Genomic DNA, 25,752 nt, shown 5'->3' on the forward strand with positions numbered 1-25,752 from the left:
CCCAGCCTCCATCCGCTGGCGATAAAACCGGACAACTCACGTGCTACCTAATCCGGACAACTCATCTGCTTACGACAAGTTGGGACGGCGGGCTTGAAACACCGGGGCGGATCGTTTATATCAGCCTCAAATTCTTGGTCGGTATGACGAAGAGTGGGTCCACCCGGTCCCGCTCTTTTTTATTACCTGCCGACGGCTAGAGAATGATCGACAGGAATCGAATGACGTCAACGGCAAGCGAGAGCGACGATCGCATCATCCGCGAAAGCGGCATCGATGCACGCATCGCGCTGATCGTCCAGCCGGTGCTGCGCGGCATCGGCTTTCGCCTTGTACGCGTGCATCTGTCCGGCCAGAACGGGCTGACGCTGCAGATCATGGCTGAGCGCGAGGACGGCACCATGACGGTCGAGGATTGCGAAGAGGTGAGCCGTGCGGTGTCGCCGGCGCTCGACGTCGACGATCCCATCGAGAAGGCGTATCATCTCGAAGTCTCATCGCCCGGCATCGACCGGCCGCTGGTGCGCAAATCGGATTTCTCGACCTGGACCGGTCATCTGGTGAAGATGGAAACATCGGTCGTTGTCGCGGATCGCAAGCGCTTCAAGGGCAAGATCGCCGAAGCCGGTGAGAACGATGTGCTGATCGAGCGCGACAAGGCGGCCTACGGTGAGGAGCCGACAGTGCGCGTGCCCTACGACGCCATTGCCGAAGCCCGGCTGATCCTGACCGACGACCTCATCCGTGATGCATTGTCGAAGGACAATAGGGCGCGCAAGGAAGCCAAGAAACGCCGCGGCGAACCGGACGACGACGTACCGGAGGGTACGGAACCGGGCGCTACGGAAGAACACGAACAGGAAAGTTGATTGAGCTGCCAGGCCCCAGGGGCCGGCAAACAGGCTCGGGAGAAAAAACATGGTTGTAAGCGCCAACAGACTTGAACTGCTGCAGATTGCCGACGCGGTCGCGCGTGAAAAGTCGATCGACAAGTCGATCGTCATCGCCGCCATGGCTGATGCGATCCAGAAGGCGGCACGCTCGCGTTATGGCCAGGAGACCAACATCCGCGCCGACATCAACCCCAACACCGGTGAGATGAAGCTGCAGCGGCTGATGGAAGTGGTCGAGAAGGTCGACGACTACGCCACGCAGATCGCCATTTCCTCGGCGCGCGAGCGCAATCCCGATGCCCAGCTCGGCGACTTCATCGCCGAACAGCTGCCGCCGATGGATTTCGGCCGCATCGCCGCCCAGTCGGCCAAGCAGGTCATCGTGCAGAAGGTGCGCGAGGCCGAGCGCGACCGCCAGTATGACGAATACAAGGACCGCATCGGCGAGATCGTCAACGGAACCGTCAAGCGCGTCGAATACGGCAATGTCATCGTCGATCTCGGTCGTGGCGAAGCAATCATCCGCCGCGACGAGCTGATCCCGCGCGAAAACTACAAATATGGCGATCGCGTCCGCGCCTATGTCTACGACGTGCGCCGTGAGCAGCGCGGCCCGCAGATCTTCCTGTCGCGCACCCATCCGCAGTTCATGGCCAAGCTCTTCACCATGGAAGTGCCGGAGATCTATGATGGCATCATCGAGATCAAGTCGGTCGCCCGCGACCCCGGTTCGCGCGCCAAGATCGCCGTCATCTCGCGCGACAGCTCGATCGATCCGGTCGGCGCCTGCGTCGGCATGCGCGGCAGCCGCGTCCAGGCGGTCGTCGCCGAATTGCAGGGCGAGAAGATCGACATCATTCCGTGGTCGCCCTCGGCCGCATCCTTCATCGTCAATGCGCTGCAGCCGGCGGAAGTCGCCAAGGTCGTGCTCGACGAGGACGCCGAGCGCATCGAAGTGGTGGTGCCGGACGACCAGCTCTCGCTGGCCATCGGCCGCCGCGGCCAGAATGTGCGCCTCGCTTCGCAGCTCACCGGCTGGGATATCGACATCCTGACCGAGGCCGAGGAATCCGAGCGCCGCCAGAAGGAATTCGTCGAGCGCTCGGCGCTGTTCATGGAAGCTCTCGACGTCGACGAGATGGTCGGCCAGGTGCTCGCCTCCGAAGGCTTCACCAGCGTCGAGGAAGTCGCCTATGTCGATGCCGGCGAAATCGCCTCGATCGACGGCTTCGATGAGGATACCGCCTCGGAGATCCAGACCCGGGCCCGCGAATATCTGGAGAAGATCGAAGCCGAGCACGACGAAAAGCGCAAGGCGCTGGGCGTCAAGGACGAGCTGCGCGAAATCCCCGGCATCACCACCGCCATGATGGTGACGCTCGGCGAGGACGGCGTGAAGACGATCGAGGATTTCGCCGGCTATGCCGCCGACGACCTCACCGGCTGGAAGGAACGCAAGGACGGCGAGACCAAGGTGTATCCGGGCGTGCTGGCCGATCATGGCGTTTCGCGCGCCGATGCCGAGCAGATGGTGCTCGCGGCCCGTCTCAAGGCCGGCTGGATTTCCGAAGACGAGCTTGCAGCCGAAGAAGCGCCGGCTGACGAAGCCGTTGGTGCGTGAGGTGAAACCGCATCGCACAGAAACCGCCCTTGGACGAGATGAACGATCGCACCTGCATCGTCACCCGCAAGCAGGCCGAACCGGATGAACTGATCCGGTTCGTCGTCGGCCCGGATTCGGCCGTCGTTCCGGATCTCAAGAGAAATCTGCCCGGCCGTGGTTGCTGGGTGAGCGCCGACCGCCTACATATCGACAAGGCGGCGGCCAAGAACCTTTTTAGCCGCGCCTTTAAGGCACAGGTGGTCGTGCCGCCCGATCTCGGCGGCATGGTCGATGGGCTGCTTTCCAGATCCGCCCTTGGCATGCTGGGTCTCGCTCGCAAGGCAGGGGCGATCGCGCTGGGCGCCACCAAGGTGGAGAGCGCGGTGCGCGGCGGATTGGCGCTTTTCGTGCTCCACGCGACCGAAGCCTCGGACGATGGCGTGCGCAAGATCAGCCAGGCGCGGCGGGCGACCGTCCATATTGGCGGCCCCTCCATCCTTGCCTACAAACTTTTCTCCGAGGCCGAGTTGAGCTTGGCATTGGGGGGTACAAATGTGATACATGCTGCCGTCCTCGCGGGAGACGCGGGTAAGGCGGTCCAGAAGCGCATGGTTGCGCTCGACCGATATCGGGGCGGTACCCCGGACGATCTGGCAATGCTTGCGGCCGTTGCTGACGAAGATGAGGCCGCAGAGGATATGGAATGAGCGATACGAAATCGGGCGACGACAAGACGTTGAGTGTTACGCCGAAGAAGACCTTGACGCTGAAGCGCCCCGGCATGGAACAGGGCACCGTGCGCCAGAACTTCTCGCACGGCCGCACCAAGTCGGTCGTGGTCGAGACCAAGAAGCGCAAATTCTCGCTGCCCGGCGACAAGCCGGAGCCGGCGGTGGCGGCACCCGTGTTCACCCCGAAGCCGGCGGTCGCGGCGGCTCCCGTCGTGCAGGAGGCACCCAAGGCGCCGCCTCCACCTCCGCCGGCACCGGTCGAGCGCAGCGGCATGGTGTTGAACGAACTGTCGCGCAGCGAAATGGAAGCGCGCCGCAGGGCGCTCGAAGGCTCCAAAGCGCGCGAGGTCGAGGACCGCCAGCGCGCCGTCGAGGAAGCCAAGCGCCGCGCCGAGGATGAGGAGCGCCGCAAGCGCGAGCGCGAGGAATCCGCACGCCGCCAGGCCGAGGAAGAAGCGCGGTTGCAGGCCGAGGCCGAATCCCGCCGCCGCGCCGAGGAAGAGGCGCGTCGCCGCGCGCCGCAGGCCGCCGAACTGGCGACCGCCGACGAGGAAGAAGAGGTCAAGCCGAAGCGGACTGGCGCCGGTGCGCCGGTGCGCCGTCTGGTGACGCCCGAAGTGGCGCGTCCGGCCAAGCCGACCAAGGGCGAGGAAGACCGCCGTCGCGGCAAGCTGACGCTGAACTCCGCGCTTTCCGATGAGGATGCGCGGGCCCGTTCGCTGTCGTCGATGCGCCGCCGCCAGGAAAAGTTCAAGCGCGCGATGCACAATGAGCCGCGCGAGAAGGTTATGCGCGAAGTGATCCTGCCCGAAACCATCACCATCCAGGAACTGGCGCAGCGCATGTCCGAGCGCGCCGTCGATGTGGTCAAGTTCTTCATGAAGCAGGGCCAGATCCTGAAGCCGGGCGACGTCATCGACGCCGACACCGCGGAACTGGTCGCCACCGAATTCGGCCACACGGTCCGCCGCGTCGCCGAGTCCGACATCGAGGAAGGCCTGTTCAACATCGCCGACCGTCCGGAAGACCTGGTGTCGCGGCCGCCTGTCGTGACCATCATGGGCCATGTCGACCACGGCAAGACCTCGCTGCTCGACGCGATCCGCAACGCCAATGTCGTCTCCGGCGAGGCCGGCGGCATCACCCAGCATATCGGCGCCTATCAGGTCGAGAAGAACGGCCAGAAGATCACCTTCATTGACACGCCCGGCCACGCCGCCTTCACGGCCATGCGCGCCCGCGGCGCCCAGGCCACCGACATTGCCATCCTGGTGGTGGCGGCCGACGACAGCGTGATGCCGCAGACGATCGAATCGATCAGCCATGCCAAGGCGGCCGGCGTTCCGATCATCGTGGCGATCAACAAGATTGACAAGCATGACGCCGATCCGCAAAAAGTGCGCTCGGAACTTCTGCGCCATGAGGTATTCGTCGAATCGATGGGCGGTGAAGTGCTTGATGTCGAAGTATCGGCGACCAAGGGCACCAACCTCGACAAGCTGCTCGAAGCGATCCTGCTGCAGGCCGAAATCCTCGACCTCAAGGCCAATCCGGACCGCACCGCCGAGGGCGTCGTCATCGAGGCGCAGCTCGACAAGGGCCGTGGCCCCGTCGCCACCGTGCTGGTGCAGACCGGCACGCTGATGCCGGGCGACATCCTTGTCGCCGGCAATGAATGGGGCCGGGTGCGCGCGCTGGTCGACGATCGTGGCGAACACGTCAAGGAAGCGCCGCCGGCTATGCCGGTCGAGGTGCTCGGCCTCCAGGGCACGCCGCAGGCCGGCGACCGCTTCGCCGTGGTCAACAACGAGGCCCGCGCCCGCGAGATCACCGAGTACCGCCAGCGTCTGGCCCGCGAGAAGGCGGTTGCCCGTCATGCCGGCCAGCGCGGTTCGCTCGAACAGATGATGTCGCAGCTGCAGACGAGCGGACTGAAGGAGTTCCCGCTGGTCATCAAGGGTGACGTGCAGGGTTCGATCGAGGCGATCAACGCAGCGCTCGACAAGCTCGGCACCGACGAGGTGCGTGCGCGCATCGTCCATGCCGGCGCCGGCGCCATCACCGAAAGCGACGTGTCACTGGCGGAGACGTCGGGCGCGGCGATCATCGGCTTCAACGTCCGCGCCAATGTGCAGGCACGCGCCGCTGCCGCGGCCGCCGGCATCGAGATCCGCTACTACTCGATCATCTACAACCTCGTGGATGACGTGAAGGCGGCTCTGTCGGGTATGCTCTCGCCGGAGCGTCGCGAGACCTTCATCGGCAATGCGCAGATACTCGAGATATTCGACATCACCAAGGTCGGCAAGATCGCCGGCTGCCGTGTCACCGAAGGCAAGGTCGAGCGTGGCGCGGGCGTGCGCCTGATCCGCGACAACGTCGTCATCCACGAAGGCACGCTGAAGACGCTGAAGCGCTTCAAGGACGAGGTTTCGGAAGTCCCGGGCGGCCAGGAATGCGGCATGGCCTTCCAGAACTACGAGGACATGCGCGTCGGCGACATCATCGAGTGCTTCCGCGTCGAGATGGTAACCCGCACGCTCTGAGTTCGTGTGACGTCCGTCATGCCAGGCGGTGGCCGAGAGGCCGCCGCCTGGCAAACATTTGAGACATGAGGCACGGTCCTATCCCGCGCCCCACGCTTTCAGGATCGAGAAAAAATGCCCCGTTCGACCACATCAGGCCCATCCCAGCGCATGCTGCGCGTCGGCGAGCAGGTGCGCCATGCGCTGTCCGAAACCTTGCAGCGCGGCGAGATCATCGATCCGCTGGTCGAGAATGCCGTGGTTTCGGTGTCGGAAGTGCGCATGTCGCCCGACCTCAAGATCGCAACCGCCTTCATCTCGCCGCTCGGCGCCACGGACGCCGGCGCGGTGGTCGAGGCGCTCAACAAGCATGCCAAGTTCATCCGCGGCCGTGTCTCCGGCGCGCTGCGGCAGATGAAGTACATGCCCGAGTTTCGCTTCCGGCTCGACACCTCCTTCGACAATTTCGCCAGGATCAACGATCTCCTGAAATCGCCGGAAGTGGCGCGCGATCTGGATGCGGACGACGACGATAAGGACAGCGAATAATGGCGCGCCGCGGCAAGAAGAAGGGCCGGCCGGTCTCGGGCTGGGTGGTGTTGGACAAGCCGGTCGGCATGGGCTCGACCGAGGCCGTCTCCAAGATCAAGTGGCTGTTCCAGGCGGAGAAGGCCGGCCACGCCGGCACGCTCGATCCGCTCGCTTCCGGTATGCTGCCGATCGCGCTCGGCGAAGCCACCAAGACCGTGCCCTACGTCCAGGACGGCGCCAAGATCTACCGCTTCACCGTCGCCTGGGGGCAGGAGCGCTCGACCGACGACCTCGAAGGTCCGGTGACGCGGGACTCCGATCGGCGCCCCGTGGAGGCCGAAGTGCAGGCGCTGCTGTCGAAATACACCGGCGTCATCATGCAGACGCCGCCGCAATTCTCGGCCATCAAGATCGCGGGCGAACGCGCCTATGATCTCGCCCGCGACGGCGAGACGGTCGACATTCCCGCGCGCGAGATCGAAATCGGCCGCCTCGACATCGTCGAGCACGGGGCCGATCACACGGTTTTCGAGGTCGAATGCGGCAAGGGTACCTATGTGCGCTCGCTGGCCCGCGACATGGGCCGCGATCTCGGCTGCTTCGGCCATATTTCTGAACTGCGCCGGATCGAGGTCGAGCCGTTCACCGCCGAGGATTTCGTCACCGTCGCCGAACTGGAGGCGGCGCGCTTCGGCGAGCAGGGTCATGGCACGCAGCAACCGTCCCCCGATTCGATAGAAGCGCCGATCGATTTTGCCGCGATCGACGCGCTGCTTGTCGACACCTCGGCGGCACTCGACTGCCTGCCGCAGATAGCCATCAGCGACGATGCGGCGACGAAGATCCGCCTCGGCAATCCCGTCATCATCCGCGGCCGCGACGCGCCGGTGGAGGCCGAGGAAGCCTGCGCGACCGCGCGCGGCAAGCTGGTGGCCATCGGCGCCATCGAGCAGGGCATGTTCAAGCCCAAACGGGTCTTTGCCGGGTGAGGGCCCTCGTCTAATCTCTATGCGATATCTATCCGAGGGGCCGCATGGCAAAGGTTGAGGCGATCAAGACGCGGGCGCCGCTCAGGGCCAGGCGGCCGCCGGTCGGTGCATCGCCCGGAACGCTGATCGCCGATCCCGCGGCGCGACGCTCGGAACTGCGGCTCACCCTGATCTCGCCGCAAAAGTCCAAAACGATCGACAATGCCAGCATCGACGACGTCAATGCCAATTGCGAAAAGTGGCCGGTCATCTGGCTGGACTGCACCGGCCTGGCCAATATCGAGCTGATCAAGGAGATCGGCCGCATCTTCAGCCTGCATCCGCTGGCGCTGGAGGACGTCGTCAACACGGGCCAGCGGCCGAAGGTGGATTTCTACGAAGACCATGCTTTCGTGGTCGTGCGGATGATCGACGACGTCGCCTCGCACCGCTACGAGCAGATCGCCGTTTTCCTTGGCAAGAATTTCGTCGTCACCTTCCAGGAGCGCGAAGGCGATCCGTTCGATCCGGTGCGCAAGCGCATCGAAAGCTCGGCGCCGAACCGGCTGCGCGCCCGTGGCGCCGACTATCTCGCCTATGCGCTGATCGACGCCATCGTCGATAGCTACTTTCCGCCGATCGAGGCGGCCGGCGAACTCGTCGACAGCATCGAGGACCAGATGCTGCACGCACCGCACAAGCATCAGATGCAGCAGCTTCATGGATTGCGGCACGACGCCAATGTGCTGAAGGGGGTGCTGTGGCCGGTGCGCGATGCGCTAGCGACGCTGATCCGCAACGACGTGTCCTATGTGAAGGCCGAAACCAAGGTCTTCCTGAACGATACGCTCGACCACGCGCTGCGGCTGATCGAGCTGGTCGAGAACCAGCGCGACATGCTGACCGGCCTGATCGAGATGCATCTGTCGCTGAGCCAGGCACGCACCAACGACGTCATTTCCTATCTGACGATCGTCTCGGTCATCTTCATGCCGCTCACGTTTCTGGTCGGCGTCTGGGGCATGAATTTCGATCCGGAGACGTCGCCTTGGAACATGCCTGAGCTGAAGGCCTATTACGGCTATCCCTTGTCGCTGCTGTTCATGGCCGTGGTCGCGGTTGGGCTGATTGCCTTCTTCAAATGGAAAAAATGGCTTTGACAGGGATAACTTGCCGTTTTGGCGTGAAAAGCCGGCTTCGTGAATTGGGCTGGTGTTTTCTTGGGAATTGCACTATATGCGCCGCAGCTTAGCGCTATGACGCTCTGCTTGCACCGGCCCCTGCTGGACGACATCCCGGCTGAGGGCGACCCGTTTCCTCGAACAGATAAGGAAAAACACGATGTCGATTACTGCCGAGCGCAAACAGGAATTGATGACTGAATTCGCAACCGCCAAGGGCGACACCGGGTCTCCGGAAGTTCAGGTAGCCATCCTTTCCGAGCGCATCAAGAACCTGACCGACCATTTCAAGGACCACAAGAAGGATAACCATTCCCGCCGTGGTCTGCTCGCTCTCGTCTCCCAGCGCCGAAGCCTGCTTGATTATCTCAAGCGCAAGGACGACACGCGCTACCAGACGCTGATCGAGAAGCTCGGCCTGCGCCGTTGACGAATTGACCGGCGGGCCTCACAAGGGCCCGCCGGTCGCGCATTTGAGCACCGGACCAATCCGATCTCGAATGCAGGTATTGGAGCGCCGCGCACCCATCCGGATGCCGGACGGACGCTCCAACAAGTTGAGTTTGCGCGTGACGCATTCCACAAGCCGCTGCTTGTGGGGTCATGCGCAGGGCCAGTCGGATCGATTGGCCAAATCCGGTTTCGAGCGTGCAGAGGGCCCCCTCGAAGCCACCCCATGGACGGTCATGGGGCAGGATTGCAGGACGCTCGCGCGGCCATCCGGCCGACATGGATCGAGCTTCCCGTTGTCTTGCCCGTGGCTGCCCGAGAAAGGAAGCCAGGGGAAAGGGCACCCGCGCACGCTGAAACGGCGCGGCCCTTTCCTCATATGAAGGACAAGACATGTTCAATCACCACAAAGTGGAAATCGAATGGGGCGGTCGCCCGCTCATCCTCGAAACCGGCAAGATCGCGCGCCAGGCCGACGGCGCCGTGCTCGCCACCTACGGCGAGACCAAGGTTCTCGCCACGGTCGTTTCGATGAAGGAGCCCAAGCCGGGCCTCGACTTCTTTCCGCTGACCGTCAACTACCAGGAAAAGACCTACGCCGCCGGCAAGATCCCGGGCGGCTATTTCAAGCGTGAAGGCCGTCCGAGCGAAAAGGAAACGCTGGTTTCGCGCCTCATCGACCGCCCAATCCGCCCACTCTTTGCCGACGGCTACAAGAACGACACGCAGATCGTCGTCACCGTCGTCCAGCATGATCTCGAGAACGATCCGGACATCCTGTCGATCGTCGCCACCTCGGCGGCCCTGACCCTGTCGGGCGTGCCCTTCATGGGCCCGATCGGCGGCGCTCGCGTCGGCTACATCAACGGCGAATACGTGCTCAACCCGCATGTCGACGAGATGCAGGAATCCAAGCTCGACCTGATCGTCGCCGGCACCGCCGACGCCGTGCTGATGGTCGAGTCCGAAGCCAAGGAGCTCGGCGAAGACCTGATGCTCGGCGCGGTCATGTTCGGCCATCGCGGTTTCCAGCCGGTGATCGACGCGATCATCAAGCTGGCCGAGGTCGCCGCCAAGGACCCGCGCGACTTCACCGCGCCGGACTATTCCGCTCTCGAAGCCGAGATGCTGAAGATCGTCGGCGACGAGCTTCGCGACGCCTACAAGATCACCGACAAGCAGAAGCGCTATGCCGCCGTGGACGCCGTCAAGGCCAAGGTCAAGGCGGCCTTCGCTCCGGCCGAAGGCGAAGAGCCGAAATATTCCTCCGAGCAGATCGGCAGTGTGTTCAAGGAGCTCCAAGCCAAGGTCGTGCGCTGGAACATTCTCGACACTGGTTCGCGCATTGACGGCCGTGACCTGAAGACCGTGCGCAAGATCGTATCCGAGGTCGGCGTCCTGCCGCGCACCCACGGTTCGGCGCTGTTCACCCGCGGCGAGACCCAGGCGCTGGTCGTCGCCACGCTGGGCACCGGCGAGGACGAGCAGTATGTCGATTCGCTGACCGGCATGTACAAGGAGAAGTTCCTCCTCCACTACAACTTCCCTCCCTATTCCGTCGGCGAGACCGGCCGCATGGGCTCGCCCGGCCGCCGCGAGATCGGCCACGGCAAGCTCGCCTGGCGCGCCATCCGCCCGATGCTGCCGACATCAGACCAGTTCCCCTACACGCTGCGCGTGGTCTCGGAGATCACCGAGTCCAACGGCTCGTCGTCGATGGCAACCGTCTGCGGCACCTCGCTGGCGCTGATGGACGCCGGCGTGCCGCTGGCCAAGCCGGTCGCCGGTATCGCCATGGGCCTGATCAAGGAAGGTGAGCGCTTCGCCGTGCTCTCCGACATCCTGGGCGACGAGGATCACCTCGGCGACATGGATTTCAAGGTCGCCGGCACCGCCAACGGCATCACCTCCTTGCAGATGGACATCAAGATCGAGGGCATCACCGAGGAGATCATGAAGATCGCTCTCGACCAGGCCAAGGACGGTCGTCAGCATATTCTCGGCGAAATGGGCCACGCGCTGTCCGGCGCGCGCGCCGAGCTCGGCGAGTTCGCGCCGCGCATCGAGGTCATGCACATCCCGACCGACAAGATCCGCGACGTGATCGGTTCCGGTGGCAAGGTCATCCGCGAGATCGTCGAGAAGACCGGCGCCAAGATCAACATCGAGGATGACGGCACGGTCAAGATCGCTTCGGCGAACGCCAAGGAGATCGAGGCGGCGAAGAAGTGGATCCACACCATCGTCGCCGAGCCGGAAGTCGGCGAAATCTACGAAGGCACGGTCGTCAAGACCGCCGACTTCGGCGCTTTCGTCAACTTCTTCGGCCCGCGTGACGGCCTCGTCCACATCTCGCAGCTTGCCAACGACCGGGTCGCCAAGACTTCGGACGTCGTCAAGGAAGGCGACAAGGTGTGGGTCAAGCTGATGGGCTTCGACGAGCGCGGCAAGGTCCGCCTGTCGATGAAGGTCGTCGACCAGGCCACCGGCAAGGAAATCGTTCGCGACAAGAAGGCCGAGAGCGAAGAAAACGCCGCCTGAACTGGCTAACGGAAAAATCGAAGCGGGCGCGGCTCATGTCGCGCCCGTTTTCGTTTATGGAGCAAAGGCATGTCCGCTGAAGTGCTGAAGACGCTGTTCCATCCATTCGAGGCCGAGGCGGTCGCCTTGCCGCGAAAGGGCGAGCGCATGCTTTTTCTCGGGGCCGAATCCGGCTTGCGGACACCGCGGGACTTCGACGCCGAGCTGCACGTGGTGCAAGGCTTCCGGCCGCATTTTCGCGCGCTGCAAGCTGCGGGCTTCACTGTCACCCCGCAAACGCAAGGCGATGGCTTTGACGCCGCGCTGGTGCTCGCGGGCCGCCATCGCGGCCAGAACGAGCTGCGCATCGCGGATGCGCTGGAGCGCGTCGCCGAGGGCGGATTAATCGTCATTGCCGGCGGCAAGGATGATGGCATCGCCAGCCTGCGCAAGCGCATGGACGAGCTTGTGCCGCTCGAAGGCCATCTGCCCAAATATCACGGCATCGCCTTCTGGCTTCGCCGGCCGGCCGGGACGGACGCGTCGACAGCGCTGCGTGCCGCCAATCCCGCCGGGCTGGTCGACGGCCGCTTCAGCACGGCGCCCGGCATGTTTTCCTTCGATCGTGTCGATGCCGGTTCGAAGTTGCTGGCGGACCATCTTCCGGCCGACCTGCGCGGCCATGTCGCCGATTTCTGCGCCGGCTGGGGCTATCTGGCGGCGGAGATGGAAGCGCGTTCGCCCGGCATCTCGGCACTTGATCTCTATGAGGCGGATTTCGCTTCTCTCGAAGCCGCCAAAGCCAATCTTGCCACGGCCAGCCAGTCGGTTGCGAAAGGTTTCTTCTGGACGGACCTGCAGGGGGAGCCGGTCGAGCGTCGCTACGACGCGGTCATCATGAACCCGCCTTTTCATCGCAGCCGCGCGGCCGAACCGGAGATCGGCGCCGGCCTGATCCGGGCAGCGGCAAAGGCGCTGAAGCCGGGAGCACGGCTGTACATGGTGGCGAACCGCCAGCTGCCCTACGAGCCGGCACTGGCCGCCGCCTTCTCCAGCCATGCCGAGCTCGCCCGTGACGGCATGTTCAAGGTTCTTTCCGCGCGTCGCTGACACGCAACGGCGTGACACTCAGTGCAGATTGGCGACGCGCCTCGAATCCTCGATGACATGTCCCTCGCCGGCCATGACCGCAAGCGGCGCCGGCCGGCCGAACAGATAACCTTGCACCACCTCGCAACCAGCTGCCCTGAGCAGTGTCGCCTGGTCCTCTGTCTCGACACCCTCGGCAATGATACTGACGCCGAGTGCTCGCGAGAGGCCGACAATGGTCGATACGACGGCGCCGGAGCTCGAATCCGTATCGATGCGGCTGACGAAGGAGCGGTCGATCTTCAGCTTGCCGAATGAAAAATCGATCAGGTAGCTGAGATTGGAATAGCCGGTGCCGAAATCGTCGACGGCAACCGAGATGCCCATATCGGCAAGCTCTTTCAGGATGGCGGCGGCGCGGTCGCGGTCCTGCATCATGGCCGTCTCGGTGACTTCCAGCTCCAGCCGCGAGGGCTTGATGCCGGTGGTCCGCATCGTGTCGCGCACGAGGCCGATGAAGTCCTTGGTCATGAACTGGACCGGCGAGATGTTGACAGCGACGAAGCAGTCGTCGGGTAAATGGCGGGCGTCGCTGCATGCCTTGCGCAGAACCCATTCGCCGATCGGATTGATCATGCCGGTTTCCTCGGCGATCTGGATGAACTCCAGAGGTGGGATCATGCCGCGTTCTGGATGGTTCCAGCGGATCAGCGCTTCATAGCCGACGATGCGGCCGCTCGGCAGGTCCAGCTGCGGCTGATAGTGAAGGTCGAAATCACCGCGCTCGAATGCGATGTGCAGCTCGGATTCGACCCATTGGCGATGATCGGCGACCCGCCCCATCTCGGTATCGAAGACCGACCAGTTGCCGACTCCCCTGGCGCGCGCATTTTGCAGCGCCAGGTTGGAGCGGCGCAGGATGAGGACCGGGTCGACGCCGTCCTTGGGCATCGCCACGATGCCCACCGACAGGCTCACCGATTGCTGGTGGCTGCTGAGCTCATAGGGCTCCATCATCTCGTCGATGAGCCTCTCCACCATAGCTTCCATCGTTCCCTGAATCTGATGATCGGGAAGCAGCACCGCGAACTCGCCGGCGCCGATGCGCCCGATCTGCACGCGCTCGGGCACGCAGGCCTGCAGCCGCTTGGTAAAGGCGCGGATCAATTCGTCGCCCTGGCTGTAGCCGATCGCGTCGTTGATCTGCTTGAACCGGTCGATGTCGATGTCGATGAGGAACATCGGGGCCCCGGTGCGGCTCGTCGCGCAGGCTGCCTCGGCGATCTTGCCGACCATCGCCGGACGCGCCAGCAATCCGGTCAGCTTGTCGAACTGGGTTTCGTTGAAGACGAAATCAGCCGATTCATCGACGCCGGCGAAGAAAGACATCGCGGCTCCCGCCGCCGCCAATGCGCAAAGGGCAGCCATGATCGCCACCATCACGTCCGCCGGCATGCCGGCAAAGCCGTCGCCAAGCGCGTGCTTCAGCCCCCAGATGCCGAGAATGAAACTGCCAATGCCCGAACTGGCTATGGTGATCAGCCGGAACACCGGTGTGCGGTTCGGGTTGCTGACGGCAGGCATTGAAAGTCCCCAAATTGCGGGACTCTATAGCCGACAGGCCCTTAAAATGAGTTTCCGCGAATGCATCCAATTTTATTGGAAGGGAATTATTTCTTCGCAGGAGAAAGACTATTTCGCGAAATGGCCTATTCGCTCGCGCGATCCGTCTGCTTCAGCTCCTCAAGCGTCGGCATGGAAACGATATGATAGCCGGAATCGACATAGTGGATTTCGCCGGTGACGCCGGAAGCGAGGTCGGACAGGAGATAGAGTGCCGAGCCGCCGACCTCGTCGATGGTCACGGTGCGGCGCAGCGGAGAATTGCGCTGCTGGTAAGAGAACATGTGGCGCGCATCGGAAATCCCGGCGCCGGCAAGCGTTCGCACCGGTCCGGCCGATATGCCGTTCACCCTGATGCCGCGCGGGCCGTAATCGTTGGCGAGATAGCGCACGCTGGCCTCGAGGCCGGCCTTGGCGACGCCCATGACGTTATAGTTCGGCATGACGCGCACCGAACCGGCATAGGTCAGGGTGATCATCGATCCGCCATCCTGCATCAGGGCCGCGGCGTGGCGCGCGACCTCGGTGAAGGAATAGCAGGAGATGACCATGGTGCGGATGAAATTGTCGCGGCTGGTGTCGGCGTAGAGGCCCTTGAGCTCATTCTTGTCTGAAAAGCCGATGGCATGGACCACGAAGTCGAGCCCGCCCCAGGCCTTGCCCAAGGTCTCGAAGGTGGCGTGGACCGAGGCGCTGTCCTCGACATCGCAGGGAACCACCAGCGCCGCGCCGAGCTTGTCGGCAAGCGGCTTGACCCGGCGGCCGAAGGCGTCACCCTGGTAGGTGAAGGCAAGTTCGGCCCCATGTTCGGACAGTTTCCGGGCTATGCCCCAGGCGATCGAATGATCGTTGGCGACGCCCATGACAAGCCCGCGCTTGCCCTTCATCAATCCGTCCATGATCGCCAATCCTCGTGGAAAAAACGTGGCCTTATGCGGAATAGCGCTGGAAAACCAGCGTTGCGTTGGTGCCACCAAAGCCGAAGGAATTGGACAAAACGGTGTCGATCCTGGCGTTGTCGATGCGCTTTCGCACCACCGGCATGCCCTCGAATTCGGGGTCGAGAGTCTCGATATGGGCGCTTTCGCCGATGAAACCGCCTTGCATCATCAGGATCGAATAGATGGATTCCTGCACGCCGGCCGCGCCCAGCGAATGGCCCGTCAGCGATTTGGTCGAGGTGATGAAGGGCATCTTCTCGCCGAACACCTCGCGGATCGCGCCCATTTCGCGGGAATCCCCCACCGGCGTCGAGGTCCCATGGGTGTTGATGTAGTCGACCGGGGTGGTGACGGTCGCCAGCGCCTGCCGCATGCAGCGGACCGCGCCTTCGCCCGAGGGCGCAACCATGTCGAAGCCGTCCGAGGTGGCGCCGTAGCCGACGATCTCTGCATAGATCTTGGCGCCGCGCGCCTTGGCATGCTCCAGTTCCTCGAGCACCAGCACGCCGGCGCCGCCGGCGATGACGAAGCCGTCGCGATCGACGTCATAGGCGCGGGAAGCGGCAGATGCCCTGTCATTGTACTTCGACGACATGGCGCCCATGGCATCGAACAGGTCCGACATCGTCCAGTCGAGATCTTCGTGGCCGCCGGCGAACACCATGTCCTGCTTGCCCCACTGGATCAGTTCGTAGCCATTGCCGATGCAATGCGCCGAGGTCGAACAGGCCGACGAGATCGAATAGTTGACGCCGTGGATCTTGAACCAGGTGGCCAGCGTCGCCGACGCGGTCGACGACATCGCCTTCGGCACCGCGAATGGGCCGATGCGCTTGGGGCTGCCATTCTTGAGCGTGGTTTCGGCCGCCTCGACGATGGTGCGGGTGGAAGGCCCGCCCGAGCCCATGACGATGCCGGTGCGCTCATTGGTGATGTCGCTCTCGCCAAGGCCGGCATCGGCGATCGCCTGGTCCATGGCGACATGGTTCCAGGCCGCTCCCTGGCTCAGGAAGCGCATTGCGCGGCGATCGATCATGGCGCTGGGATCGAGCGTCGGCGCGCCCCAAACCTGACAGCGGAAGCCGTGCTCGGCGAAGGAGTCGGAGAAGCTGATGCCGGATTTGGCGTCATGCAGCGAGGCTTGCACCTCGTTGGCATTGTTGCCGATCGACGACACGATGCCGAGGCCTGTGACTACGACACGTCTCATTCGCAACTCCTTCCAGGAATGCTGGCCACGAAGTCGGCCAGGGCGACGGTCAAGCGACCGCCGACTGCTTGGACAGACCGACTTTCAGGTCCGTTGCCGCGTATATGGGTTCGCCGTCCGCCTTTAGCCAACCATCGGCGATGCCCAGCACCAGCCGGCCACGCATCACACGTTTGAATTCCACGCCATACTCGACCTTTTTAACCGAGGGCGTGACCATTCCCTTGAACTTGACCTCGCCGGTCGACAGCGCCATGCCTTTGCCGGGTTCGCCCAGCCAGCCGAGATAGAAACCCGTCAGCTGCCACAGGGCATCGAGGCCCAGGCATCCAGGCATGATGGGATTGCCGATGAAATGGCAGGCAAAGAACCACAGGTCCGGCTTGATGTCGAATTCGGCGCGGATGAAGCCCTTGTCGAAAGCCCCGCCTGTTTCGCTGATCTCGGTGATGCGGTCAAACATCAGCATCGGCGGGTAAGGCAACTGGGCATTGCCCGGTCCGAACAGCTCGCCGCGGGCGCAGGCCAGCAATTCTTCGTAGTCGTAGCTGGATTTCGAACCCGCCATCAATCTCGTTCCCATATGTCCCGGGCGCTGGCGCGCCCTTGTCGTTGGTGTCCTAACACAATCTGTTTCAGGCCGGAAACCGGCGTTTGCGCTTAACCCGCCAGTCTTGCCGGGTCAATGCGCGCTATTGATCGCATCCGGACGACAGAATATATGTCGAAAGGGGTCCGGTTTCGGCAGACATCCATTTTTTTGCCATTCTGGACGTGTCTTGAGGCGGAACTGTGAGCTTGGACGACCAGATGGACCGGGGCTGCCGGAAGGAAAATGTCGCTGTGGACAAGCGGGTTCGTGAAGCCGGCCTGAGGCCGACACGGCAGCGCATTGCGCTTGCCGACCTGCTTTTCGCCAAGGGCGACCGCCATCTGTCGGCCGAGGAACTGCACGAGGAGGCCGTCGCCGCCGGCGTGCCGGTGTCGCTGGCCACCGTCTACAACGCCCTTCACCAATTCACCCAGGCGGGACTCCTGCGCATTCTGGCTGTCGAGGGCGCCAAAACCTATTTCGACACCAACACCTCCGATCATCACCATTTCTATATCGAAGGCGAAAACCGGATTTTCGACATCGCCAATGGTCCGGTCACCGTCACCAACCTACCGGAACCACCCGAGGGGATGGAGATCGCCAATGTCGACATCGTGGTGAGGCTGCGCCCCAAACGCGCCGAATGACCGAAGGCCAAGCACGTATGCACGGCCGGGCACGTATGAACGGCCAGGAATGAAACCCCTCGATCTGGCTGTCCGGCTGGAATGGGCCGCTGTCGCGGTGTCCGCTATCGTCTTTTATGCACTCGCCGGTGCGTCCTGGTGGTTGTTCGCCTTGTTGATCCTGGCGCCTGATCTGTCCATGTTCGGCTATCTCGCCGGGCCGCGCGTCGGCACCGCCTGCTACAATGCCTTCCACATCTTGGTCCCACCGGTGTTTTTGGTGCTTGCCGGCAGCCTGTTCGGCAATGCAGCCGCTATAGCGGTTGCATTGATCTGGATCGCCCACATCGCTATCGATCGCGCGCTGGGTTACGGCTTGAAGCTGTCGAGCAGCTTTCAGGATACCCATCTCGGCCGCATCGGCCGCTAAACGGTCCGGCCTGCGGTTCAAACGAATCGGGCAAGGCCAAAAATCAGTCCTTGACCCGCTCGCCGGGATAGGCGCCCCAGACGACGGATTGGGCGAGCCAGCCGGTATGGCCATCGAGCGTCATTTCGCACCACTGGCCGTCGCAGGATTTGATCGTGCCCATGACGCCCGGCTCGACGATCGCCACCACGCTGGCGTCCTTTTCGGGGCTCCTGAGGAGATTGATCTGGGCGCCCTTGCCGCGCTGCCACGGCGCCACGATCGCCGTGCGCCGGCCCGAAAGCAGCGACTGGTTGATCCAACCTTCCGAACCGTCGGCGTCGCGCACGCGGCGCCATGTGTCGAACTCCTGGATGATCTCCATCGGCAGGCCGGCCTTCAGATACATCCAGTCGACCGAGTAGTTGGCGCCCGGCCCGACACGCGAATTGACGCGGCCGGATTTCAGGCTGACGAATCGTGGCAGCGGCAGGCCGCTCGGCCCGAGCGTGACGACGCTCTGGGCGGGAGCCGCTGCACCTTGCGCGCACAGTTGGGGTGAATAGAGCAGAGCGCCGAGAAATGCTGCGCTGAGGGTCAGGCGAAGCGACGCGAAACCAGACACTTTCGTTCCTTTCGGCGCTGGCCTGCCGGCCCCGGCGCCCCTTTTTCTTTGTCTTCGGCGGCACCGCTTGGTACATGGGTAAATCGGCTACCGCGACCGGCTTCCAGTTTCGCCGGTCTTGGTTAAAGAGGTCTCAACGAGGGAAGCAATGGCAGGCAAAAAGAAGCCTCTCGTGGTCATCACGCGAAAACTGCCCGACCCTGTCGAGACCCGCATGCGCGAGCTGTTCGACGCAAGGCTGAATGTCGAGGACAGGCCGATGACGCAGCCGGAACTGGTCGCGGCGGTCAAGGAGGCCGACGTGCTGGTGCCGACGGTGACCGACCGCATCGACGCGGCATTGATCGCCCAGGCCGGCGAAAACCTCAAGCTGATCGCCAATTTCGGCAATGGCGTCGACAAGATCGACGTGGCGGCCGCGGCCAAGAAAGGCATCACCGTAACCAACACGCCCAACGTGCTGACCGAGGATACGGCCGACATGACGATGGCGCTGATGCTGGCGGTGCCGCGCCGGCTGGCGGAGGGCGCCAATGTACTCACCGGCGACAAGAAATGGGCCGGCTGGTCGCCGACATGGATGCTTGGCCGGCGCATCTGGGGCAAACGGCTCGGCATTGTCGGCATGGGGCGTATCGGCACCGCCGTTGCCAGGCGTGCCAAGGCTTTCGGCCTCTCCATCCACTATCACAACCGCCATCGCGTGCTGCAGGCGGTCGAGGACGGGCTGGAGGCGACCTATTGGGAAAGCCTCGATCAGATGCTGGCCCGCATGGACATCATCTCGGTCAACTGCCCCTCGACGCCGGCGACCTTCCATCTGCTTTCGGCGCGGCGGCTGGCGCTGCTCCAGCCCACCGCCTATATCGTCAACACCGCGCGCGGTGACATCATCGACGAGGAGGCGCTGGTCAAGCTGATTCAGGATGGCAGGATCGCCGGCGCCGGACTCGACGTCTACGAGCACGAGCCCGCATTGAACGGAAAACTGCTCAAGCTCGCGACCAAGGGCAAGGTCGTGCTTTTGCCGCATATGGGGTCGGCGACGCTCGAGGGCCGCATCGACATGGGCGAGAAGGTGATCATCAACATCCGCGCCTTCGTCGACGGGCACCGCCCGCCGGATCGCGTGCTGCCGCTCAGGACCTGAGCGGCTTCGCAACATAATGTAAGTGGAAACTTACGAAACAGTCTTGCGCATGGTGACCGAAGTCGGTCGCGCATAACCTTCATGCGCCGTTCTCACGGTCTCGCGAAAACCGAGCCGGGCAAAGGCTGCCTGGTTCCCAGCCAGCTCGATTCGCGTCTGCAGCTCGATTGCGGCCTTGCCGCGGCTGCGGGCAAAATCCTGGACGGCTTGCATCAACAACCTGCCGATGCCCTGGCCCTGACAGTCCGGCGTGACGGCGAGCTTGCCGACATAGAGGTGGTCGGTTCGTTCCAGGGCGAAGATGCAGCCGACGATCCTGTTGCCGCTGAGCGCCAGCATGCCGGTCTCGCGGCGGGCTTTGTCGCGCAAGGTTTCCGCGGTGAGCAGGTGCGCCGAGGACGGCGGGTCGATGATGCCGTCCATGAAGGCGAAAGCGCGCAGGATCAGGGCGAGCACTTCGTTCCAGCGGTCGAAATCGGACGGAACCCGGGTGATGACGATATCGGCAGTGCGCTTCAACGTCAGTTTCGTCTCTTGTAGCGGATGGTCTCGAAACGCGCGGCCAGCGCGTCGTAGAGCAGCAGTCGTCCGATCAGCGGCTCGCCAATGCCGGTGATCAGCTTGATGGCTTCCATCGCCTGCAACGTGCCGATGACCCCAGTCAGCACGCCAAGCACCCCGGCCTCGGCGCAGGAGGGCACCAGACCCGGCGGCGGGGCCTCCGGGAAGAGGTCGCGGTAGCCGGGGTTGGAGGTGCCATCCCTATCGGCTTGGAACGGCATCAGCACGGTCACGGAGCCATCGAAACGGCCCACGGCGGCGTGCACCAGCGGCTTTCCCTCCGCCGCGCAGGCATCGGCCACGACATAGCGCGTCTCGAAATTGTCGGACCCGTCGACGACCACATCGTAACGGGCGACGAGGGCTTGGGCATTGTCCGCGGTCAGGCGCAATGTGTGGATTTCGACAGCGGTGTTGGGATTGATGCGGGCGATTGCCGCCTTGGCGCTGTGGGTTTTCAGCATGCCGACAGTGTTCGTGCCGTGAATCACCTGCCGCTGCAGGTTGGAGAGCGAAACCGTGTCGTCGTCGATCACGCCGAGCGTGCCGACGCCGGCTGCGGCAAGATATTCAAGCACTGGTGCGCCCAATCCGCCGGCGCCGATGACCAGCACCCGCGCTCGCTTCAGGCGCTGCTGGCCGGCGCCGCCAATTTCGGGCAGCACGATGTGGCGGGCATAGCGTTCGAGTTCTTCGTCGGTGAGGGCGGTGGCGATCATGGCTCGATCATATAGCGGGAGAAAAACCTTGTCAGGTGCTCACACAGCCATCGGCGCGACCGTGCCGTGATCCACGATCAGGAACTGCGCCCGGCCCGCTAGGCTGGAAAACAGCGCAGCATCGGTTCCCGTCATGAAAGCCTGGCAGTTCAATTCCTCCAGGATCGAGAACAGCGCCGCACGCCGGCCACCATCGAGATGTGCCGCGATCTCGTCGAGCAGCAGGATTGGCGTCAAGCCGGACATCTCGCCGGTCAATCTGGCATGCGACAGGACAATGCCGACAAGCAAGGCTTTCTGTTCGCCGGTCGAACACAGCGCCGCCGGCATCGCCTTGGGTCGGTGCCGGACCACGAGATCGGAGCGGTGCGGGCCCTCGAGCGTGCGCCCGGCGGCGCGGTCGCGGTCGCGGCCCCCGGCGAGCGTGCGGCGGAACCGCTCCTCGACGTCGACAGCCGGCGTGTTGGCGATCTCGGCTTCCAGATCGCCCGACAGGCCGATATCGGCCTGCGGAAACGGGCCGCTGTCGGGCAGCCTGTCGATCATGGCGGCCAGAAGGCGCACCATTTCGGCGCGCGCCGCGGCGATCGCCACGCCTGTCTCGGCCATCTGCGTCTCGATCGCCTCGAACCAGCTCAAATTCCGCGAACCTTCCGTCAGCAGCCGGTTACGGCCGCGCATCGCCTTTTCATAGTCGAGGGCGCGCTGTCCGTGGCCTGGATCGATCGCCAGCACCAGCCGGTCGAGAAAGCGCCGGCGGTCCGCGGCCGGTCCTGTGAACAGAGCATCCATGGCCGGCGTCAGCCACACGACGCGCAGCCATTCCAGCATGTCCTCGGCGGATCGCGCCGTGGCGCCGTTGATGCGCACCCGCCTGCCGCCCTCGCCAAGACTGTCGCCACCCGAAATGCCCGTCCCTATCTCGACTTGGCCGTCAGGTCCGTCGAGCCGTGCGTGCAGCGCAAAGCCGCCGTCACCGCCCTCACGCGCGACGTCCGCGTAAGGCGCGCGGCGCAGGCCGCGGCCCGGCGTCAACAGGGAAATCGCTTCCAGCAGATTGGTTTTGCCAGCGCCATTGTCACCGGAAAACACCACCGCGCCCGGCTCAAGCTCGACCGACAGCGCCGCATAGTTGCGGAAATTGGTAAGTGTAAGCTTACTTATATGGGTTTGTGCCGGCAACCGCTACTGCTCTACACCCGCATCGGCATCAGCACATAAAGCGCGGTTTCATCGGCCATGTCGTGGATCAGCGTTGGCGAACCGGCGTCGGCCAACATGAACCGGGCCTCTGAACCGGTCAATTGTGCGGCAACGTCGAGCAGGTACTTGGCGTTGAAGCCGATCTCGATCGGGTCGGCTGAATAGTCGGCGGCCAACTCCTCGGTGGCGCTGCCCGAATCCGGATTGTTGACCGCAAGCGTCACCTGGCCCTCACTGATCGAAAGCTTCACCGCGCGCCCGCGTTCGGAGGAGATGGTCGAGACGCGGTCGACGGCGGCCGCGAAGCTCTGGCGGTCGATGATCAGCTTCTTGTCGTTGCCGGTGGGAATGACCCGCTGATAATCGGGGAAGGTGCCGTCGATCAGCTTGGAAGTCAGGATGACGCTGCCGATGGTGAAGCGGATCTTGGTGTCCGACAGTTCGGTGGTGACCGCCACGTCGGGATCATCGACCAGCTTCTGCAATTCGCTGACCGTCTTGCGCGGTATGATGATGCCCGGCATGCCTTCGGAACCCGCCGGCGCGTCGATCTCGGCGCGCGCCAGGCGATGGCCGTCGGTCGCCACCGAGCGCAGCTTCAGCTTGCCGCCGACCTCATGTGTGTGAAGATAGATGCCGTTGAGATAATAGCGCGTCTCCTCGGTGGAGATGGCGAACTGGGTCTTCTCGATCAGCCCCTTGAGCGCGACCGAGTCGAGCCGGAAGATATGCGAGAAGGATCCGGCCGAAAGCTCGGGGAAGTCCGATTGCGGCAGGCATTGCAGTCGGAAGCTCGAGCGGCCGGAGGTCACCGTCATGGCGTTGCCGTCCTCGTCCGTCTTCAGCATCACCTCGGCACCGTCGGAAAGCTTGCGCACGATGTCGTAGAGCAGATGCGCCGGAACCGTTGTCGCGCCACCCCGCTCGACCTTGGCCGGCGTCGCTTCCGTCACCTCCAGGTCGAGGTCGGTGGCCTTCATTTCCAGGCTGGCGCCTTCGGCGCTGAGCAGCACGTTGGACAGGATCGGTATGGTGTTGCGCCGCTCGACCACGCGGTGGACGTGGTTGAGCGACTTCAGGAGATTTGACCGTTCCAGGATAACACGCATGACGAACCAGGCTCGCTTGAATGAATGAGCGGGTCTCCGGCTGGCGGCGTCCCGCGAAAGGTCTGAACAGGCTTCAGAATCTGCGTAAACTGACAGGAAAAAACCAGCAAACGCAAGCCCGCGCGACCGGTTCGGGCCGGCTACGCGGGCTTTCTGGGGATAAAGGCGGCGAAGCACGCCGCCAGGCGTTTTCGAACGGCTCAGGCCTGGTCGTTGATCAACCGTCTCAACAGTTCCAGTTCCTGCGCCAGCGTGTTGTCGCCGCCGGAAAGATCCTCGATCTTGCGCACTGCGTGCAGCACCGTTGTGTGATCGCGGCCGCCGAAGCGCCGCCCGATCTCGGGCAGCGAGCGCGGCGTCATCACCTTGGACAGATACATGGCGACCTGCCTCGGCTTGACGATGGTGCGCGTGCGCCTGTTGGACAGCAACTCGGTCTTCGACACATTGTAGTGCCGCGCGACGATGCGCTGAATATCCTCGATACGGACCCGCTTCGGCTCGCCGGTGCGGTAGATATGGCCGAGGATCTCGTCGATGCGATCGATGGTGATCTGCGGCTCGAAAGACTGGCGGAACAGGAGTTGATTGAAGGCGCCTTCCAGTTCGCGGCCGCTGCCGGTCACCGTGCGGGCGACGTGATTGAGGATCTCGTCGGAGATGTCGAGGGAAGCGTCGTCGTGCCTGGCGGTGGCGAGGCGCAGCTTGAGCATGCCCAGGCGCATGGCGAAATCGGGGGCCGACATTTCGAGCGCGACGCCGCCATTGAGGCGCGAGCGGACCCGCGGTTCGAGGGATTCCAGTTCAGACGGGGGCCGGTCGGCGGCGACGACGACCTGCTTGGCGCTGTCGAGCAGCATGTTGATCAGATGGCAGAATTCGTGCTGGATCGACTTGCCCTGCAGGAATTGCATGTCGTCGATGATGAGCAGGTCGATATCGCGAAGCTGTTCCTTGAGCGTCAAGGCATTGTTGTCGCGGATCGCGGTGGCGAAGCGCCACATGAAATATTCCGCCGTCAGGTAGACGACGCGCGATTTCGGGTTCTGCTTCAGCGATTCCGCGGCGATAGCCTGCAACAAATGGGTCTTGCCGAGGCCGACCGTCGCATGAAGGAAGAGCGGGTTGAAGCGCACCGCGCTCGACTGCGATTCCGCCACGGCCTTGGCCGCGGCGAAGGCCACCCGGTTCGACGGCCCTTCGATGAAAGAGGCGAACGTGTAACGCGGATCGAGCGGCGATCCCAGCACATTGTGGCGGAACTCGCTCTCGGCCGGCATGCCCGGGCGCGGCGCCGGAGCCCGCTCCAGCCTGCCGGGGCTTACGGTGCCGGCGGCCAGCGCCGTCTGCGTTTGTCGCGTCATCTTGCGCGCCGGCGCCAATTCCGGTTCGGCATGGCTGCGCCCCTGGCGGGTGGCTGTGCGCACGATGATCTCGATCTTGAGGATCTCGGGATCCTCGTGCTTCCAAAGCTCGCAGATAAGGTCGAGATAATGGCCGTTGATCCACGAGCGCAGGAAGGCAGTGGGCACCGAAATGCGAACGATGCCCTTTGAAGCCTCCGCGACCTTCATGCGCCCGAACCAGCTCGAATAGACTTCGGTTCCCAACCGCGCCTTCAACTGGGCCTTGACCCGGTCGAACTTCTGTTCCGCGTCGCTGGAAGCCGCCATCTCATCAGCTCCGATCAGATTTCCTGAAAATGGGATGTCATTGGTAAGCTCCCTTTCGACGCCGCTCTGCATGATCGAGTTCCTTGTCTCTGTACCTGTTTTTCCGCCGGGGATGCGCCTCCTGCATCCGTGTTCCAGCGACTGCGCTTTGCTACGACGCCCGCTGCCGCCGCCGGCAGATGAACGTCGCCCATTGTCCAGGGAACCGGTGCCGGCCCATGGAAGCCAGTCCGTGTTGGGTATGTCAGGGCAATGCAACACCGTCCGGCGAAAATCGCCGGCGCTGTCGACCTGCCATGTATAGTTACGCCAGTCCCCTACCGTATCGAAAAAGAGCAAACCAAACCTGTCCGCGGACTTGATCCGCGCCACAAACCCCGCCAATTTAAGCTGGCCCATTCAGGCTGGGTCAGGGCCACCCGGCCCATCCCTTTCGATGGACCGACATTACCGAAATCGCTGTGGATAGGGCAAGGCCACGTCTAACGGATTTTTAAGGAATCTGGTTAGGTCCGGCGCGCCGAAGCGCCATGCGGCAGCACTATAGTTTGACAAAGCCATTGTGATTCAAACCCTTTTCCGGCGAATATGAAAAAGCCGGGCTGGCGCGAAATTTTGTGAAATAAATCGCTTGACAGCCAGTTGTTCTCCTGGCGCTTCGCCGCGCTGTGGACAACGTGTGGATGACTATCTGTAACTAGCTGGGAAATATTGATTATTTCTGCGGAGGGAGAATTTTTTAGCCGACACTTTTCAAGTATCTGGACCATCAGCCGGCACGCATATGCCGGCAAAGCATTTCGGACCGCAAACTCCG

The 25,752-nt window shown here is 63.4% G+C and carries 23 protein-coding genes; 13 read left to right on the forward strand and 10 right to left on the reverse strand.

The genetic code is table 11. The annotated features are described in order from the left end of the window. Window positions 1-221 precede the first annotated feature (221 nt). The 10 genes from rimP (at window position 222) to FJ973_RS21400 (ending at window position 12,512) form a co-directional block, all read left to right on the forward strand. The gene (rimP, locus tag FJ973_RS21355) at window positions 222-869 is read left to right on the forward strand and encodes a ribosome maturation factor RimP (RefSeq protein ID WP_140557592.1); all 648 of its coding nucleotides are present in this window, start codon (window positions 222-224) and stop codon (window positions 867-869) included. Window positions 870-918: 49 nt separating this feature from the next. Continuing rightward, complete coding sequence (nusA, locus tag FJ973_RS21360) at window positions 919-2,514, forward strand: transcription termination factor NusA (protein ID WP_140496790.1); 1,596 nt, start codon at window positions 919-921, stop codon at window positions 2,512-2,514. Between the two features lie 38 nt (window positions 2,515-2,552). Further along, entirely contained in the window at window positions 2,553-3,203 is a 651-nt protein-coding gene (locus tag FJ973_RS21365) for an RNA-binding protein (protein WP_140497289.1), read from the forward strand. After that, window positions 3,200-5,773, forward strand: coding sequence for a translation initiation factor IF-2 (infB, locus tag FJ973_RS21370; RefSeq protein ID WP_140513170.1), 2,574 nt, complete (start codon window positions 3,200-3,202; stop codon window positions 5,771-5,773). The genes FJ973_RS21365 and infB overlap by 4 nt, the downstream gene beginning before the upstream one ends. Window positions 5,774-5,887: 114 nt before the next feature. Further along, window positions 5,888-6,301: a 30S ribosome-binding factor RbfA gene (rbfA, locus tag FJ973_RS21375; protein WP_140496786.1), complete on the forward strand. Its 414-nt coding sequence runs from the start codon at window positions 5,888-5,890 to the stop codon at window positions 6,299-6,301. Then, complete coding sequence (gene truB, locus FJ973_RS21380) at window positions 6,301-7,272, forward strand: tRNA pseudouridine(55) synthase TruB (RefSeq protein WP_140557594.1); 972 nt, start codon at window positions 6,301-6,303, stop codon at window positions 7,270-7,272. The genes rbfA and truB overlap by 1 nt, the downstream gene beginning before the upstream one ends. A 44-nt stretch (window positions 7,273-7,316) precedes the next feature. Beyond that, on the forward strand, window positions 7,317-8,411 hold the full coding sequence (gene corA / locus FJ973_RS21385) for a magnesium/cobalt transporter CorA (RefSeq protein WP_140513174.1): 1,095 nt from the start codon (window positions 7,317-7,319) through the stop codon (window positions 8,409-8,411). Between the two features lie 139 nt (window positions 8,412-8,550). Next, window positions 8,551-8,862, forward strand: a complete 312-nt coding sequence (gene rpsO, locus FJ973_RS21390) for a 30S ribosomal protein S15 (RefSeq protein WP_281405124.1) — start codon at window positions 8,551-8,553, stop codon at window positions 8,860-8,862. 413 nt (window positions 8,863-9,275) lie between these two features. Then, on the forward strand, window positions 9,276-11,423 hold the full coding sequence (pnp, locus tag FJ973_RS21395; RefSeq protein WP_140513176.1) for a polyribonucleotide nucleotidyltransferase: 2,148 nt from the start codon (window positions 9,276-9,278) through the stop codon (window positions 11,421-11,423). 69 nt (window positions 11,424-11,492) lie between these two features. Beyond that, the gene (locus FJ973_RS21400; protein ID WP_140557597.1) at window positions 11,493-12,512 is read left to right on the forward strand and encodes a class I SAM-dependent methyltransferase; all 1,020 of its coding nucleotides are present in this window, start codon (window positions 11,493-11,495) and stop codon (window positions 12,510-12,512) included. Window positions 12,513-12,530: 18 nt separating this feature from the next. Here FJ973_RS21400 and FJ973_RS21405 read toward each other — a convergent pair whose 3' ends face one another. The 4 genes from FJ973_RS21405 to fabA form a co-directional block, all read right to left on the reverse strand. Continuing rightward, window positions 12,531-14,075 (reverse strand): bifunctional diguanylate cyclase/phosphodiesterase, encoded by a 1,545-nt coding sequence (locus FJ973_RS21405; RefSeq protein ID WP_140513180.1) that lies wholly within the window; start codon window positions 14,073-14,075, stop codon window positions 12,531-12,533. Window positions 14,076-14,200: 125 nt separating this feature from the next. Further along, on the reverse strand, window positions 14,201-15,013 hold the full coding sequence (fabI, locus tag FJ973_RS21410; RefSeq protein WP_140513182.1) for an enoyl-ACP reductase FabI: 813 nt from the start codon (window positions 15,011-15,013) through the stop codon (window positions 14,201-14,203). Between the two features lie 31 nt (window positions 15,014-15,044). After that, complete coding sequence (fabB, locus tag FJ973_RS21415) at window positions 15,045-16,265, reverse strand: beta-ketoacyl-ACP synthase I (RefSeq protein ID WP_140496770.1); 1,221 nt, start codon at window positions 16,263-16,265, stop codon at window positions 15,045-15,047. Between the two features lie 49 nt (window positions 16,266-16,314). Continuing rightward, a complete protein-coding gene (gene fabA, locus FJ973_RS21420; RefSeq protein WP_140496768.1) occupies window positions 16,315-16,833 on the reverse strand; it encodes a 3-hydroxyacyl-[acyl-carrier-protein] dehydratase FabA in 519 nt (172 codons plus the stop codon). A 242-nt stretch (window positions 16,834-17,075) separates the two neighbouring features. On the opposite strand from fabA, the gene irrA reads away from it, so the two are divergent. Both irrA and FJ973_RS21430 read left to right on the forward strand, forming a co-directional pair. Next, window positions 17,076-17,507 carry an iron response transcriptional regulator IrrA gene (gene irrA / locus FJ973_RS21425; RefSeq protein WP_181165297.1) on the forward strand — a complete coding sequence of 144 codons (432 nt, stop codon included), beginning with the start codon at window positions 17,076-17,078 and terminating at the stop codon, window positions 17,505-17,507. Between the two features lie 49 nt (window positions 17,508-17,556). Next, entirely contained in the window at window positions 17,557-17,916 is a 360-nt protein-coding gene (locus tag FJ973_RS21430) for a DUF4260 domain-containing protein (RefSeq protein WP_140557599.1), read from the forward strand. Between the two features lie 43 nt (window positions 17,917-17,959). Here FJ973_RS21430 and FJ973_RS21435 read toward each other — a convergent pair whose 3' ends face one another. Next, window positions 17,960-18,520 carry an SH3 domain-containing protein gene (locus FJ973_RS21435; RefSeq protein WP_140496762.1) on the reverse strand — a complete coding sequence of 187 codons (561 nt, stop codon included), beginning with the start codon at window positions 18,518-18,520 and terminating at the stop codon, window positions 17,960-17,962. Between the two features lie 148 nt (window positions 18,521-18,668). On the opposite strand from FJ973_RS21435, the gene FJ973_RS21440 reads away from it, so the two are divergent. After that, window positions 18,669-19,670, forward strand: coding sequence for a D-glycerate dehydrogenase (locus FJ973_RS21440; RefSeq protein WP_140496760.1), 1,002 nt, complete (start codon window positions 18,669-18,671; stop codon window positions 19,668-19,670). A 30-nt stretch (window positions 19,671-19,700) separates the two neighbouring features. On the opposite strand, the gene FJ973_RS21445 is transcribed toward FJ973_RS21440, so the two are convergent. The 5 genes from FJ973_RS21445 to dnaA all read right to left on the reverse strand — a co-directional run bounded on the left by FJ973_RS21445 (window position 19,701) and on the right by dnaA (window position 25,007). After that, window positions 19,701-20,189, reverse strand: a complete 489-nt coding sequence (locus FJ973_RS21445; RefSeq protein WP_140557600.1) for a GNAT family N-acetyltransferase — start codon at window positions 20,187-20,189, stop codon at window positions 19,701-19,703. A 2-nt stretch (window positions 20,190-20,191) separates the two neighbouring features. Continuing rightward, window positions 20,192-20,950, reverse strand: coding sequence for a molybdopterin-synthase adenylyltransferase MoeB (locus FJ973_RS21450; RefSeq protein ID WP_140496755.1), 759 nt, complete (start codon window positions 20,948-20,950; stop codon window positions 20,192-20,194). Between the two features lie 39 nt (window positions 20,951-20,989). After that, window positions 20,990-22,132, reverse strand: coding sequence for a DNA replication/repair protein RecF (gene recF / locus FJ973_RS21455; RefSeq protein WP_140557602.1), 1,143 nt, complete (start codon window positions 22,130-22,132; stop codon window positions 20,990-20,992). 11 nt (window positions 22,133-22,143) lie between these two features. Next, entirely contained in the window at window positions 22,144-23,262 is a 1,119-nt protein-coding gene (dnaN, locus tag FJ973_RS21460; RefSeq protein WP_140496751.1) for a DNA polymerase III subunit beta, read from the reverse strand. A gap of 200 nt (window positions 23,263-23,462) precedes the next feature. Further along, window positions 23,463-25,007 carry a chromosomal replication initiator protein DnaA gene (gene dnaA, locus FJ973_RS21465; RefSeq protein ID WP_140496749.1) on the reverse strand — a complete coding sequence of 515 codons (1,545 nt, stop codon included), beginning with the start codon at window positions 25,005-25,007 and terminating at the stop codon, window positions 23,463-23,465. Window positions 25,008-25,752: the final 745 nt, after the last annotated feature.

Source organism: Mesorhizobium sp. B2-1-3 (assembly GCF_006442495.1).
In the GTDB taxonomy this organism is placed as follows: Bacteria; Pseudomonadota; Alphaproteobacteria; order Rhizobiales; family Rhizobiaceae; genus Mesorhizobium.

Bases quoted from the DNA above. Each gene is read 5' to 3' on its own strand.
- FJ973_RS21365 (WP_140497289.1), top strand. From the start codon at position 2,553: ATGAACGATCGCACCTGCATCGTCACCCGCAAGCAGGCCGAACCGGAT.
- irrA (WP_181165297.1), top strand. From the start codon at position 17,076: ATGGACCGGGGCTGCCGGAAGGAAAATGTCGCTGTGGACAAGCGGGTT.
- rimP (WP_140557592.1), top strand. From the start codon at position 222: ATGACGTCAACGGCAAGCGAGAGCGACGATCGCATCATCCGCGAAAGC.
- pnp (WP_140513176.1), top strand. From the start codon at position 9,276: ATGTTCAATCACCACAAAGTGGAAATCGAATGGGGCGGTCGCCCGCTC.
- FJ973_RS21450 (WP_140496755.1), bottom strand. From the start codon at position 20,950: ATGATCGCCACCGCCCTCACCGACGAAGAACTCGAACGCTATGCCCGC.
- truB (WP_140557594.1), top strand. From the start codon at position 6,301: ATGGCGCGCCGCGGCAAGAAGAAGGGCCGGCCGGTCTCGGGCTGGGTG.
- dnaN (WP_140496751.1), bottom strand. From the start codon at position 23,262: ATGCGTGTTATCCTGGAACGGTCAAATCTCCTGAAGTCGCTCAACCAC.
- nusA (WP_140496790.1), top strand. From the start codon at position 919: ATGGTTGTAAGCGCCAACAGACTTGAACTGCTGCAGATTGCCGACGCG.
- rbfA (WP_140496786.1), top strand. From the start codon at position 5,888: ATGCCCCGTTCGACCACATCAGGCCCATCCCAGCGCATGCTGCGCGTC.
- FJ973_RS21405 (WP_140513180.1), bottom strand. From the start codon at position 14,075: ATGCCTGCCGTCAGCAACCCGAACCGCACACCGGTGTTCCGGCTGATC.
- FJ973_RS21440 (WP_140496760.1), top strand. From the start codon at position 18,669: ATGGCAGGCAAAAAGAAGCCTCTCGTGGTCATCACGCGAAAACTGCCC.
- dnaA (WP_140496749.1), bottom strand. From the start codon at position 25,007: ATGCAGAGCGGCGTCGAAAGGGAGCTTACCAATGACATCCCATTTTCA.
- FJ973_RS21400 (WP_140557597.1), top strand. From the start codon at position 11,493: ATGTCCGCTGAAGTGCTGAAGACGCTGTTCCATCCATTCGAGGCCGAG.
- infB (WP_140513170.1), top strand. From the start codon at position 3,200: ATGAGCGATACGAAATCGGGCGACGACAAGACGTTGAGTGTTACGCCG.
- FJ973_RS21430 (WP_140557599.1), top strand. From the start codon at position 17,557: ATGAAACCCCTCGATCTGGCTGTCCGGCTGGAATGGGCCGCTGTCGCG.
- corA (WP_140513174.1), top strand. From the start codon at position 7,317: ATGGCAAAGGTTGAGGCGATCAAGACGCGGGCGCCGCTCAGGGCCAGG.
- fabB (WP_140496770.1), bottom strand. From the start codon at position 16,265: ATGAGACGTGTCGTAGTCACAGGCCTCGGCATCGTGTCGTCGATCGGC.
- fabI (WP_140513182.1), bottom strand. From the start codon at position 15,013: ATGGACGGATTGATGAAGGGCAAGCGCGGGCTTGTCATGGGCGTCGCC.
- fabA (WP_140496768.1), bottom strand. From the start codon at position 16,833: ATGGCGGGTTCGAAATCCAGCTACGACTACGAAGAATTGCTGGCCTGC.